The following is a 12,418-nucleotide window of genomic DNA, read 5'->3' on the forward strand; positions in this document are numbered from 1 at the left end:
CTGCCGTCCCGCAGGCCAGCCTAGCCGAACAGTCCCAGAAAGCGCACCAGCATTCGCGTTTTCGGACTGTACAGCGTCGGCGTGTAATAGGAACCGGCGACGCGCTTGCCGACTTCCGAGAAGGTCGGATAGGGCGCGACGACACCGGCCATGGCCGAGAGCTTCAGCGCATGGGTCCGGGCCAGTACCCAGGGCAGGATCAGTTCGCCCGCATGGGCGCCGGCAATGGTGGCGCCCAGCACACGGGCATGGCTGTCGGTGACGACCTTGATGACGCCCTCGGTTTCGCGTTCGGCCTGGGCACGGTCGTTTTCGGCGAAGTGCCAGCGCAGGACGTTGATCTTCATGTGGCGCTCGCGGGCTTCCGCCTCGGTCTCGCCGACATGGGCAAGTTCCGGATCGGTGTAGGTGACCCAGGGGATCGAACTGTGATCGGCCCTGGCCGGCACGCGGAACAGCGCGTTGCGGATGACGATGCCGGCGTGATAGCCGGCGACATGGGTGAACTGCAGTCCGCCCGCGACATCGCCGATACCGAAGATGCGCTTGTTGGAGGTGCGCAGGCGCTCATCGACGACGAGGCCCTTCGACGTGTAGTCGATGCCGGCCTTTTCGAGATCGAGCCCTTCGACATTGGGACGGCGGCCGGTCGCGATCAGCAGATGCGAGCCCTCGATGTCGCGCGTCCTGCCCGCCACCTCGACCGTCACAACGACGCGTCCCTCTTCGCCCGCCACGCCCGCGACCTTCGCGCCCTCGACAATGTCGACGCCTTCGCGGCGGAGGCGATCGACGACAATCGCCGAAAGTTCCGGATCGTCGCGGCCGAAGACGCGCATGCCTTCGAGCACCGTCACCTTCGCACCGAGGCGGCGATGGGCCTGCGCCATTTCCATGCCGATCGGTCCGCCGCCGACGACGATCAGATGCGCCGGGCATTCGGTATTCTCGAAGATGTTCTCGTTGGTGAAGAAGGGCACCTTGTCGAGCCCGGGGATCGGCGGCACGGCGGCGCGCGAGCCGGTGGCGATCACGAAACGGCGGGCGGAAATCTCGGTGTCGCCGGCGATCACCGTTGCGCCGTCCTTGAAGCGGCCATGATCCTTGATGACGGTGACGCCCAGCGCCTCGAAACGGGCGACGGAATCGTTGGGCGCGATGGCCGCGATGACGTCATGGACATGCGCATGCACTTTCGCGAAATCGACTTTCGGCTTTACCGGCGTGACACCGAAGGGTGCGCCCGCGCCCATGCGGTAGGCCTGTCTGGCGGCAGCCAGCAGCGCCTTGGAGGGCACGCAGCCGGTATTGAGGCAGTCGCCGCCCATGGCATCGCGCTCGATCAGCACGGTCTTCGCGCCCATCTGCGCGGCGCCGGCCGCCACCGACAAGCCGCCCGAACCGGCCCCGATGATGCAGATATCCGCCTTGATCCGCTTCGCCATGTTTTCCTCGAAATGTTTCAGACCGCGCTCAGGCTTTCGCCGCACCGGTCATGCGTTTGTAGATGACAGGCACCAGCGCCAGAACCGCCAGCGCCAGGACGGGACCGATGATCTGCGGCTCGAAGAAGAGGCCGAGATCGGGATCGCGGCCGGCATCGAAGACCGCACCGAGACCGTTGCCCAGACTGGCATAGACGAAAGTGCCGGGAATGATGCCGATGAAGGTGGCCGCAACATAGGTGCGCAAGGGCACACCGAGAAAGGCCGGGGCCAGATTGACCAGAAAGAAGGGAAAGACCGGCACCAGCCGCAGCACCAGCATGTAGTTGAAGGCATTTCTGCCGAAACCGGCTTCGAGCTTGCGCAGGCCCGGACCCGCCCTGGCGCGCAGCACGTCGCCCAGGGCCGTCTTCGCGGCCAGGAAGATCGCCGTCGCGCCGATCGTGGCGCCGACAACCGTCAGCGTGCCGCCGAGCCAGGTGCCGAAGAGAAAGCCGCCGGTCAGGGTGGCGACCAGCGCGGCGGGCAGCGAGAAGGCGACGATCGCGACATAGGCCAGCACATAGAGCAAGGCCGCCAGCAGCAGATGCTCGGCGACCAGCGCGCCCAGCGCCTGGCGGTTGTCGCGCAGCGTGTCGAGGGTCGCATAACGGTCGAGATCGAAGACGAAAAAGGCCACAAGGCCCGCCGCCAGCACCAGCAGCGGTGCGAGGCGGCGCAAGGCCAGGCCGCGCGCCGGGATTTCGGGAGGCGTTTCGGTCATTTCATTGTCTCCAGGCGGGCAGCGTCGTTGAGCGTCCAGTCATAGTCATAAGACGACACGCGCGTGGCGCCGGCCAGCGCGTCGGCAAGTTCGGGCCCGGCATATTTGCGCAATTCGGCCAGAACCCCGGCCTCGGTGCCGCCGAAATCCTTCCTGTACCAGTTGAAGATGCTCGACACGGTGAGACGGCCGCCACGGATATCGACGCCGCGCGGGCTGTTGATGTAGCGGCGGGCGGCCGTGTCGAGCATGGTATCGAGCGTCGCGGCCTCATAGGGTTCGGTGGCCAGGTCCGGACAGCTCCAGGAGGCGCAATTGACCGCGTAGTGAACGCGCGGATCGCCGAAATCGGGCCGCAGGATGCCGTGCTCGATGTCGTCCAGCGAGAGGTCGCGGCCGGCGACGCGGACCAGTTTCCGGCCCCAGGGCCCGCGGGCAAAGAGACCCGGCGAGATCGAGATGTCGCGGATCGAGGCCACCGGATAGTGCTCGACGACGACCTGAACCGTCAGCGCATTGTAGAGATTGACCCAGAAGGCGAATTGTTCGTCGCGCGACAGCAGGGCCGGATCGATCGCCGCGAGGCTGTCGATATAGGCAGCGAGCGCCGCGCGGCCCTGCGCGCTGGCCTTGAGGCCGGCATAGTCGACGAAATGCGGCGCCGCACCGCCGTCCTCCGGCGGCGGCAGAACCAGCCAGTCCTGCAGCAGCGCGCCCCAGGGGCCGTGATCGGGCTTCATGGGCGTTTCCGCGCCGGCCGGCGGCAGTTGAACGGCAAAAAGGAACATAAAAAGAACAAAATGGCGGACTCTCCCGAACATGGCGCTGATCCCCTGTGGCTGAGCGGCCGGACCATACGCGCAAAGCCGCGCGACGAAACGGGGGTATCACTCATTTGTGAGACATTGTCAGAGCGAGTGAAACAAGACCGGCCCGGCGTTGACTTGCGCGGGCCATATCGCTTATACACCCGCCTGACAGCCGTGAGGCGGCAACGCCTGCGGCTCTTGTTTTTATTGGCATTCGAGAGGCCGGCTCCCCTGAGCCGCCCGGTGCCGGATCTGCCGGAGAAGAGACGTGAAACGGACCTATCAACCGAGCGAACTCGTCCGCAAGCGCCGCCACGGCTTCCGCGCGCGCACGGCCACCAAGGGCGGCCGCAAGGTGCTCGCCGCGCGCCGGTCGAAGGGCCGCAAGCGGCTTTCGGCCTGACCCCACTCTGCAACGCCGCGGCCTGCCCGCCGGCGCCTGTCCGGGTTCGCGGTTATCCGGGTCCGATTGCGAGCAGCCCGATGGACCGCCAGATCGACAAACTTCGCAAACGCCGAGAGTTTCTTTCCGCCGCACGCGGGCGCAAACGTGCCATGCGCGGCCTTGTGCTGCAGGCGCTCGACCGGCAGGACGACGCGCCGCCGCGGGCCGGCTTTACCGTCACCCGCAAGGTCGGCAATGCCGTCACCCGCAACCGCGCCAAACGCCGGCTGCGCGCCGCGGCGGCCGAAATTCTTCCGCTCGCCGCAAAACCCGGTTACGACTACGTGCTGATCGGCCGTCAGGACACGCCGACGCGCAAATGGGCCGAGTTGCTTGCCGATCTGCGTGACGCGCTTGACGACGTTCACGGTCGCCGGTCTTCGAAGCCGCGCGGCCGATCTTCCGCACCACGCTCCGACTCCACGCGTTCCGATACCGGGAAAGACCTGCCACATGGGTGACAACCGCAACTTCATCATTGCCATTTTCCTGTCGGTGCTCGTTTTCATCGGGTGGCAGTATCTGGTCATCAATCCGCAGATGGAGGCCGAGCGCGCGCGGCAGGAAGCGATCGAGGCGGCAGCCGGTGCCGAGACGGGTGCAGGCGAGACCGCCGGCGGCGATGTGCGCCTGCCCTCGGTCGAGGCGCCCGCCCAGCCCGGCCCCGGTGGTACGATCACGGCCGAAGCATTGCCGCTCGATACGGCGCTCGCCCAGGCACCGCGCCTCGCCATTCGCTCGGCCCAGCTCGACGGTTCGATCTCGCTGAAAGGCGCACGCTTCGACGATCTGCGGCTGCGGCACTATCGCGCGACGACCGATCCCGACAGCGCCGAGATCGCACTGTTCTCGCCGGCCAGGACGCCCACTCCGTATTTTTCGGAATTCGGTTTCATCGGCCTGCCCGGCTCGAATGTCAGGCTGCCGGACGCCGCCAGCACGTGGCGCGTGGCCGAAGGCGAAACGCTGACGCCCGACACACCGGTGACGCTCGCCTGGGACAATGGTGCAGGCCTGACCTTCCTGCGGCGTATCACCCTTGACGAGAATTTCCTTTTCACGATTTCCGACCGCGTCGAAAACCGCACCGGCCAGGCCGTGACGCTTTTCCCCTATGGCCTGATCTCGCGCACGGGCAAGCCTTCCGGCAGCTCATTCTTCATCCTGCATGAAGGTCTGATCGGCATGTCGCCCGATGGCGGCCTGCGCGAGATCGACTATTCGGATCTCGAGAGCGAAGCGCCACAGACGTTCAAGGACTCGCAGGGCTGGCTCGGCATTACCGACAAGTACTGGGCGGCGGTGCTGGCGCCCGAAGACGGCCGCGCCTTCACCGCGCGTTTCAGCGAGGACCCCGATCCGCGCCGCGAAATCTACCAGACCGATTTCCGCTACGACCCGATCGTGCTGGCGGATGGGGACGATACGACGGTGCAGAGCCGTCTGTTCGCCGGCGCCAAGGTCACATCAGTGGTCGACAGCTACGAGGCGGACGGCATCTACAAGTTCGAACTGCTGATCGACTGGGGCTGGTTTCACTTCCTGACCAAGCCGCTCTTTCACGGCCTGCACTTCATTGCCGGCTATGTCGGCAATTTCGGCGTCGCCATTCTCATCATCACCGTGCTGATCAAGCTCGTCTTCTATCCGCTCGCCAACAAGTCCTATGTGGCGATGAGCAAGATGAAGAAGCTGCAGCCGGAAATGGAAAAACTGCGCGAGCGCCACAAGGACGACAAGCTGAAGCAGCAGCAGGAAATCATGGAGCTCTACAAGAAGGAGCAGGTCAATCCGCTGGCCGGCTGCCTTCCCGTGCTGATCCAGATTCCGGTTTTCTTCGCGCTCTACAAGGTGCTGTTCGTCACCATCGAAATGCGGCACGCGCCGTTCTTTGGCTGGATCAACGATCTGTCGGCACCCGACCCGACGTCGCTTTTCAATCTCTTCGGCCTGATCCCCTGGGATCCGCCGTCTCTGCTCGTCGTCGGAATCTGGCCGCTGCTCATGGGCTTCACCATGTTCGTGCAGATGCGCATGAACCCGCTGCCCGCCGATCCGATCCAGGCCCAGATCTTCACCTGGATGCCGGTGATCTTCACTTTCATGCTGGCAAGCTTCCCGGCCGGTCTCGTCATCTACTGGGCGTGGAACAACACGCTGTCGGTGATCCAGCAGGGCGTCATCATGAAGCGGCAGGGCGTCAAGATCGAAGTCTTCAGCAATATGGGCTTCGACAAAGTCGCGGGGCTGTTTGCCGGCGGCGGCGACAAGCCGAAAGGCTGAGCGATGACCGGGGCGCCGCGCGAGGAGCATGACGACGACGCGCCGGACATCGAAGCGGGACGCTGGCTCTTCGCGCAATCCTGTACATTCCTGCGCGGGGCCGTCGACATGGCCGGCCTGCCACCCGGGGATATTCCGGAGGTGGCCTTTGCCGGCCGCTCCAATGTCGGCAAGTCGAGCCTCGTCAATGCGCTGACCGGACGCAAGACGCTGGCACGCACCTCCAACACGCCGGGGCGCACCAAGGAACTCAACTTCTTCCTGCTCGGCGCCGAAGGCCGGCCCGCCATCATGCTGGCCGACCTGCCGGGCTATGGCTATGCCCGCGAAACCCGCACGCGCGTCGAACAATGGACCGATCTCGTGATGTCCTATCTGCGCGGCCGCGCGACGCTCCGGCGGGTGTTGCTGCTGATCGACGCGCGGCACGGGCTGAAGGCCAATGACGCCGAAGTGATGTCGCTGCTCGACGAGGCTGCCGTTTCCTACCAGATCGTGCTGACCAAGATCGACAAGCTCAAGGCCGGCGAGCTGGAGGAGCGGCTCGGTGCGGTCCGGGACGGCATCCGGACGCATGTCGCCGCACATCCCCGGATCATCGCCACGTCCAGCGAGACCGGCGCCGGCATCGCCGAGCTGCGCGCCGAGATCGCATCGCTGGCCGCGGCCGATACGCTGAGGTATAAATCACCGGCCAACTGACCAGGGACGGGAGCGCGAGGACAGATGCCCGACACCACAACCGACAAGAGCGCGGCATCGTCCGACGAGGCAGCGAAGCTTGAGCGTGCGCGCGTACTCTCGGAAGCGTTGCCCTTCATGCAGCGCTACGACAAGCGCACAGTCGTGGTGAAATATGGCGGCCATGCGATGGGCGACGAGGCGCTGGGCGCCGAATTCGCCCGCGACATCGTTCTTCTGAAGCAATCCGGCGTCAATCCGATCGTCGTTCATGGCGGCGGCCCGCAGATCGGCGCGATGCTGACGCGGCTCGGTATCAAGAGCGAGTTCTCGGGGGGCTTGCGCATCACCGACAAGGCGACGGTCGAGATCGTCGAGATGGTGCTGGCGGGGTCGATCAACAAGCAGATCGTGGCACAACTCAACCAGGCGGGCGGCCGGGCCATCGGCCTGTGCGGCAAGGACGGCAATCTCATCGTCGCGCGCAAGGTCGAGCACAAGATTCACGATCCGGAATCGAACATCGAGAAGATTCTCGATCTCGGTTTCGTCGGGGAGCCGGCCAGGATCAATCCGGAGATTCTCGACGTCATCCAGAAGTCGGACATCATTCCCGTCATTGCACCGATCGGCGTGTCGCCGGACGGCGAAACCTACAATATCAACGCCGACACCGCGGCCGGTGCCATCGCGGCGGCCATGGGTGCCGCACGCCTGCTGCTGCTCACCGATGTGCGCGGTGTGCTGGACAAGCAGGGCGAACTGGTGACCTCGCTTTCGCTCGAGAAGGCAAAGGCACTGATGAAGGACGGGACAATTTCGGGTGGAATGATTCCCAAACTCGAAACCTGCATCGAGGCCGTCGAAGGCGGCGTCGAGGCTGTCGTCATTCTCGACGGCCGCGTTCGGCATGCGGTGCTGCTGGAACTCTTCACCGAACATGGCGCGGGCACGCTGATCCGCAAGAACGCCGACTGACCGGCACAGAGCCTGTCGACGGAAAGCGCGAGCCGACGCCATGACATTTCGTTTTTCCGGACCTGCCCTGTTCGCGATACTCGTGGCGCTCGCGGCGACGCCCGCCCATGCCGACTATCAGCTGTGCAACCGCACAAGCTATGTGCTGGACGGGGCGATCGCCTTTGCGGATGCCGACGATTGGCGCAGCCGGGGCTGGGTGCGGCTGCTGCCCGGCGATTGCGGCGTCGCGCTGACAGGGCCGATTGCCGGCGAGGAATATTTCGTTTTCGCCCGGTCGATCGAGGCGCATCAGGGCCGAACCCAGTATTTTTCGGGCAATGAACGCTTCTGTACCGCCGACGGCCGCTTCGAAGTCCGCGGACGCGATCAATGCGCCATGCGCGGCTATGACGCCAATGAATTCCTGCCGGTCCAGACCGTACCTGGCCAGGACTGGGTCACCACCTTCTCCGAGGGAAGCGACTACACGGCCGAGCAGGCGCAGATCGCCGGTGCGCAACGCCTTTTGCAGGACAACGGATTCAAGCTGTCGCGGGTCGACGGGATCGCCGCGCGCAATACGACACGCGCGGTCGAGGCCTTTCAGCGCCTGATCGGCGCCCCGGCGGATGGCGGGATCGACCGCCCCCTGATCGAACTGCTGATCGAGGGCGCCGAAAAGGAGCAAGCCAAGGCCGGGCTCGACTTCTGCAACAGGACCGCGCATCTGGTCTGGACGGCGATCGGCTATCGCACGCTGGATGGAGAAATGTCGAGCGGCTGGATCCGCATCGAACCCGGCCAGTGCCGCAAGGTCATCAAGGGGAAACTGACGGAGCGCGAATATTTCGTTTATGCCGAGGCCGTCGACGAACATGGCGCCGCCTTGCCTTCCGATGCGGGCAAGGCCGTCTGGTCCGGCGACGTTCGCTTCTGCACCAAACCGACCCGCTTCGAGATCCGGGGACGCGACCGTTGCACGGCCCGTGGATTCGACGAACGCGCCTTTCTGCGCATCGATACGGGCGGGGCGCCGAAATGGGTGATGGATCTCGACTAGGAGCCGGCCCGGCGGCCCGTCAATCGCTCTCCGCTTCGATACCGAAGTACTGGAGATGCCAACGCATTTCGCTCGGCTCCATCGGATAGTCAATGCCGGCGCGCGGCAGCACAAGATTGTCTTTCGGGACGTGCGCAATATAGGTCTGGATGGCAAGCGCGGTTCGCATCGCCAATCCGGCCTTCCAGCAGAGCGCGGCGATGCCGCGACCGCTCTCGGCCTCAATGACCTGTTCGATACGCGTGCGTGGCACGCCGCTCAAAAGCGAAAGAGCCAGAACGATCATGGCGCGCTGACCGGTTGTCGCCGCGTCCATGACGATTTCATCGTCGAGTTTTCCTCTTTCATAGGCATCGGTGATGGCATTGCGGTCAAGGACCTGCCGCCCCGCCGGCTTGTCGGTCTCGATCTTTTCCTTCGCCCGGGCCTTCAGCCAGTTCGACGTTTCCTCGTCGAGGCGGTGGCGCAGTGCCAGCTCATCGATCAGCGCCCGGGACACGAAGGTGGCAATGCGGCGCACGGCACGCAGCGAGAGTTCGGGACGCATCACCAGCGGGAGATGCCAGGCCTCGATGCCGACCGCCCGGGCGATGACGGTTTCGAGGGAGCTCTCCCGGATATCCGCACGCGCATTGGTCAGGAGCTGCGCAACCGCCGAGACGTCAAGTGTCGCAATGACCGCCTCGGACACACGGGCACTCAGATTCTCGCGCTTGGCAATTGCCTCGACGGCACCCTGGACACGGCTGGTTGCCACCAGCTCGATCAGGTCCTCGTCGGACAATAGCGGCGAATATTGCAGGATCGGACCGCAAACCGAAATCTCGACGTCGCGCGCGAGCCGGACAGCCAGTCTTTTCGGGATGGTCGGACAACGGGCAATTTCCTGCGCCACGATTGCCCGGACCCGCGGCGCCTGATCTTCGGCGATCTTTTCCAGCAATTCGACCGTGCGCTGCTGGATCGTGCTGCGCTCGCGCCGCGGCATGTCGGGCATCAGGCGGGCAATCTTGCGCGCCAGTTCCTCGCGCACCTCGATATCGCTGTCGGTGCGAAGCAGTTCGTTGGCATGTATCGGCGTTGCCGGATTGGCCGCAACGAGGTTGCGGACGGCACGGTCGTCGTCACAAGCCAGATAATAGAGCGCCTCCGGCGGCGCATCCGCGCGGCCGGCCAGTTCGCGCTTGGCCGCCCGCTGATGGCCCTCGAGAACTTCGCGCGCGTCCTCGTAGCGGAGCTGCGCCGGCAGTCTCCGCCATCCCATCCATTTCGATAGCAGGCCGAAAGCCATCGGCGCTCCCTGAAGATCGGCATGTTGCGGGCCGTTGCTCCCGCGTTGCCCAGTTTCGGCGCCGGCCCTTAACACTCGCTTAATCTCCAGGATTATGGCGAGACGGGCGCTTGCCAAACGCGGCGCCGCACGGCACATAGAGGCCATGTCCGAGCACCGCGTTTCACCACCCGATACCGATCTGCGCCCCGGTCCGGGGTTTTCACATGTCGACAGCTGGATCTTCGATCTTGACAACACGCTCTATCCGCCGTCCTGCGATCTCTTTGCGCAGGTCGACCAGAAAATGACCGCCTTTATCGGGCGCTATCTGGATGTGGATGCGGTCGAGGCCCGGCGGATCCAGAAGGATTTCTATATCGAGCATGGAACGACGCTGTCCGGACTGATGAAAGTGCATGGCCTCGCACCGGAAGCGTTCCTGCAGTTCGTACACGATATCGATGTATCGGCGGTCGCACCGGATGCCGAAATGGGTGCCGCCATCGAGCGCCTGCCGGGCCGCAAGCTGATCTTCACCAACGGGTCGGTCGCGCATGCCGAGAATGTCGTTCGGCGCCTCGGCATCGAACATGTATTCGACGGCATCTACGACATCGTCACCGCGCGATACGAGCCCAAGCCCCGGCGCGCGGCCTATGAACGGCTGATCGAGGCAAGCGGCATCGAGCCGGCGCGCGCAGCGATGTTCGAGGATATCGCGCGCAATCTCGAAGTACCGCATGTGCTGGGCATGACGACCGTGTGGGTCCGGCCGGGCGCGCCCGGCCCGGAACGGCACCAGCAGATTTCACATGAAGGCGCCGACGGAGCGCATGTCCATCATGTGACCGACGATCTTCGGCGCTTTCTGGCTGCGCTTTCGCCGAGCACGTCAGCGGCGGCCGAATAGGCGCTCGATATCGGCCAGCTTCAGCTCGACATAGGTCGGACGACCGTGATTGCACTGGCCGGAATGTGGCGTCGCTTCCATTTCGCGCAGCAGCGCATTCATCTCGTCGGCCGTCAGGCGGCGTCCGGCGCGCACCGAGCCGTGACAGGCTATGGTGCTGCAGACGTCCTCAAGCCTTTCCTTCAGCGACAGCGCTTCGTCGAGTTCGGCAAGATCGTCGGCCAGATCGCGAACCAGCCCCGCCACATCCAGCTTGCCGAAGATCGCCGGCACCTCGCGCACGATAACGGCGCCCGCGCCGAAGGGTTCGAGGATGAAGCCCAGTTCGGCGAGTTCCGGCGCGCGCGCCACCAGCCGCGCGGCCTCCGCCTCGTCGAGATCGACGACTTCGGGGATCAGCAGCAGCTGACGCGCGACGCCGCGTGCCTCCATCGCCTTCTTCATGCGTTCATAGACCAGCCGCTCATGGGCGGCATGCTGATCGACGATGACGATGCCATCTGCGGTCTGGGCAACAACATAGGTTTCGTGGAGCTGGCCCCGGGCGACACCGAGCGGACGGCCGACATCGGTCTGCGTTCCGACATGCACATCTTCATCGGCTGCGGAATCGACACGCGCGCCGTGACCGCCGAGACCGGCGAAGGCGCCCTGCCAGTCGCCACGCGGTTCGGCGAAGCCGGACGACGGCGCCTGATACGGCGCGGCGTGCATGGCGGCGCCGGGACGCAGCGCGCCAAGTGCAGCGCCCGCCACGGTGGTCGAAGCCCGGTGCCCTGCCTCCGCCAGCGCACGCTTCAATGCACCGACGATCAGCCCGCGCACCAGGCCCGCATCGCGAAACCGCACCTCGGCCTTGGCCGGATGCACGTTCACATCGACGTCAACCGGATCGATATCGACGAAGAGTGCCACCGCCGGATGTCGGTCGCGGGCCAGGAAATCGGCATAGGCACCGCGCACCGCCCCAACGATCAGCTTGTCGCGCACAGGGCGGCCATTGACGAAAAGGAACTGCATCTGGGCCGTGCCGCGATTATAGGTGGGCAGGCCGGCGAAACCCGACAGGGCGACACCCTCGCGCAGGGCATCGATGGACAGCGCATTCTCGGCGAATTCGCGCCCCATGATCGCGCCAAGCCGCGCCAGACGGCCGCTCGCGCCCGGCAGTTCCGGATCGAGCCGCAACAAGGTGCGGCCGCCGCTTGTCAGGGTGAAACCGGTTTCGGCATTGGCCATGGCGATACGCTTCACAACATCCGACACGGCCAGCGTTTCGGCCCGTTCGCTTTTCAGAAACTTGAGACGCGCCGGTGTCGCATAGAAAAGATCGCGCACCTCGACCGTCGTGCCGTGCCTGCCCGACGCCGGCTCGACCGCCCCGACATGACCGCCCTCAACCGCAATGCGGTGGGCATCGGCTCCGTCGCGCGGGCGGCTGACGATCGCCAGGCGGGCGACCGCACCGATCGAGGGCAGCGCCTCGCCACGGAAGCCGAGTGTCTCTATGTTGTGCAGATCCTCGCGGCCTTCGCCATCGACGCCGAGCTTCGATGTCGCGTGACGTTCGATGGCCAGCGCCAGTTCGGCAGCACTCATGCCGAGGCCGTCGTCGGCAATCCGGATCAGGTCGCGGCCGCCGCCGTCGATCACGATATCGACATGGCGGGCACCGGCATCAAGCGCGTTCTCGACCAGTTCCTTGACGGCGCTGGCCGGGCGCTCGACCACTTCGCCGGCGGCGATGCGGTTGATCGTTCCTTCGCTGAGGCGGCGGATACGGGTCATG

12 protein-coding genes are annotated in these 12,418 nt (G+C 65.1%); 7 read left to right on the forward strand and 5 right to left on the reverse strand.

What is annotated here, in order from left to right; all coding sequences use genetic code 11:
* Positions 1–20: 20 nt before the first annotated feature.
* Genes AAC071_RS13440 through AAC071_RS13450 form a run of 3 tightly spaced genes read right to left on the reverse strand, consistent with a single transcriptional unit; the run spans position 21 to position 2,948 of the window.
* Positions 21–1,445, reverse strand: a complete 1,425-nt coding sequence (locus AAC071_RS13440; protein WP_339833292.1) for an FAD-dependent oxidoreductase — start codon at positions 1,443–1,445, stop codon at positions 21–23.
* Between the two features lie 28 nt (positions 1,446–1,473).
* Positions 1,474–2,208, reverse strand: a complete 735-nt coding sequence (locus AAC071_RS13445) for a TVP38/TMEM64 family protein (RefSeq protein WP_339833294.1) — start codon at positions 2,206–2,208, stop codon at positions 1,474–1,476.
* On the reverse strand, positions 2,205–2,948 hold the full coding sequence (locus AAC071_RS13450; protein ID WP_339833295.1) for a DUF547 domain-containing protein: 744 nt from the start codon (positions 2,946–2,948) through the stop codon (positions 2,205–2,207). The genes AAC071_RS13445 and AAC071_RS13450 overlap by 4 nt, the downstream gene beginning before the upstream one ends.
* A 337-nt stretch (positions 2,949–3,285) precedes the next feature.
* Here AAC071_RS13450 and rpmH point away from each other — a divergent pair, with 337 nt between their 5' ends.
* The 6 genes from rpmH to AAC071_RS13480 all read left to right on the forward strand — a co-directional run bounded on the left by rpmH (position 3,286) and on the right by AAC071_RS13480 (position 8,446).
* Positions 3,286–3,420 (forward strand): 50S ribosomal protein L34, encoded by a 135-nt coding sequence (rpmH, locus tag AAC071_RS13455; RefSeq protein WP_339833298.1) that lies wholly within the window; start codon positions 3,286–3,288, stop codon positions 3,418–3,420.
* An 80-nt stretch (positions 3,421–3,500) separates the two neighbouring features.
* Positions 3,501–3,923 (forward strand): ribonuclease P protein component, encoded by a 423-nt coding sequence (gene rnpA / locus AAC071_RS13460; protein WP_339833300.1) that lies wholly within the window; start codon positions 3,501–3,503, stop codon positions 3,921–3,923.
* Positions 3,916–5,745, forward strand: a complete 1,830-nt coding sequence (gene yidC, locus AAC071_RS13465; RefSeq protein ID WP_339833303.1) for a membrane protein insertase YidC — start codon at positions 3,916–3,918, stop codon at positions 5,743–5,745. The genes rnpA and yidC overlap by 8 nt, the downstream gene beginning before the upstream one ends.
* Before the next feature lie 3 nt (positions 5,746–5,748).
* Positions 5,749–6,447 carry a ribosome biogenesis GTP-binding protein YihA/YsxC gene (gene yihA, locus AAC071_RS13470; protein WP_339833306.1) on the forward strand — a complete coding sequence of 233 codons (699 nt, stop codon included), beginning with the start codon at positions 5,749–5,751 and terminating at the stop codon, positions 6,445–6,447.
* A 24-nt stretch (positions 6,448–6,471) separates the two neighbouring features.
* Complete coding sequence (gene argB, locus AAC071_RS13475) at positions 6,472–7,404, forward strand: acetylglutamate kinase (protein ID WP_339833309.1); 933 nt, start codon at positions 6,472–6,474, stop codon at positions 7,402–7,404.
* 40 nt (positions 7,405–7,444) lie between these two features.
* Positions 7,445–8,446: a DUF1036 domain-containing protein gene (locus tag AAC071_RS13480; protein WP_339833312.1), complete on the forward strand. Its 1,002-nt coding sequence runs from the start codon at positions 7,445–7,447 to the stop codon at positions 8,444–8,446.
* Between the two features lie 19 nt (positions 8,447–8,465).
* Here AAC071_RS13480 and AAC071_RS13485 read toward each other — a convergent pair whose 3' ends face one another.
* Positions 8,466–9,737, reverse strand: a complete 1,272-nt coding sequence (locus AAC071_RS13485; RefSeq protein WP_339833314.1) for a DUF2336 domain-containing protein — start codon at positions 9,735–9,737, stop codon at positions 8,466–8,468.
* Positions 9,738–9,882: 145 nt separating this feature from the next.
* Here AAC071_RS13485 and AAC071_RS13490 point away from each other — a divergent pair, with 145 nt between their 5' ends.
* A complete protein-coding gene (locus AAC071_RS13490) occupies positions 9,883–10,629 on the forward strand; it encodes a pyrimidine 5'-nucleotidase (protein WP_339833317.1) in 747 nt (248 codons plus the stop codon).
* On the opposite strand, the gene mutL is transcribed toward AAC071_RS13490, so the two are convergent.
* Positions 10,612–12,417 carry a DNA mismatch repair endonuclease MutL gene (gene mutL, locus AAC071_RS13495; protein ID WP_339833320.1) on the reverse strand — a complete coding sequence of 602 codons (1,806 nt, stop codon included), beginning with the start codon at positions 12,415–12,417 and terminating at the stop codon, positions 10,612–10,614. The genes AAC071_RS13490 and mutL overlap by 18 nt on opposite strands.
* Position 12,418: the final 1 nt, after the last annotated feature.

The organism is uncultured Parvibaculum sp. (genome assembly GCF_963975745.1).
GTDB lineage: Bacteria > Pseudomonadota > Alphaproteobacteria > Parvibaculales > Parvibaculaceae > Parvibaculum.

What these genes read in the sequence shown, in the direction of transcription:
- AAC071_RS13440 (WP_339833292.1), bottom strand. Translation starts at nt 1,445, where the DNA reads ATGGCGAAGCGGATCAAGGCGGATATCTGCATCATCGGGGCCGGTTCG.
- AAC071_RS13445 (WP_339833294.1), bottom strand. Translation starts at nt 2,208, where the DNA reads ATGACCGAAACGCCTCCCGAAATCCCGGCGCGCGGCCTGGCCTTGCGC.
- AAC071_RS13450 (WP_339833295.1), bottom strand. Translation starts at nt 2,948, where the DNA reads ATGAAGCCCGATCACGGCCCCTGGGGCGCGCTGCTGCAGGACTGGCTG.
- rnpA (WP_339833300.1), top strand. Translation starts at nt 3,501, where the DNA reads ATGGACCGCCAGATCGACAAACTTCGCAAACGCCGAGAGTTTCTTTCC.
- yidC (WP_339833303.1), top strand. Translation starts at nt 3,916, where the DNA reads ATGGGTGACAACCGCAACTTCATCATTGCCATTTTCCTGTCGGTGCTC.
- yihA (WP_339833306.1), top strand. Translation starts at nt 5,749, where the DNA reads ATGACCGGGGCGCCGCGCGAGGAGCATGACGACGACGCGCCGGACATC.
- argB (WP_339833309.1), top strand. Translation starts at nt 6,472, where the DNA reads ATGCCCGACACCACAACCGACAAGAGCGCGGCATCGTCCGACGAGGCA.
- AAC071_RS13480 (WP_339833312.1), top strand. Translation starts at nt 7,445, where the DNA reads ATGACATTTCGTTTTTCCGGACCTGCCCTGTTCGCGATACTCGTGGCG.
- AAC071_RS13485 (WP_339833314.1), bottom strand. Translation starts at nt 9,737, where the DNA reads ATGGCTTTCGGCCTGCTATCGAAATGGATGGGATGGCGGAGACTGCCG.
- AAC071_RS13490 (WP_339833317.1), top strand. Translation starts at nt 9,883, where the DNA reads ATGTCCGAGCACCGCGTTTCACCACCCGATACCGATCTGCGCCCCGGT.
- mutL (WP_339833320.1), bottom strand. Translation starts at nt 12,417, where the DNA reads ATGACCCGTATCCGCCGCCTCAGCGAAGGAACGATCAACCGCATCGCC.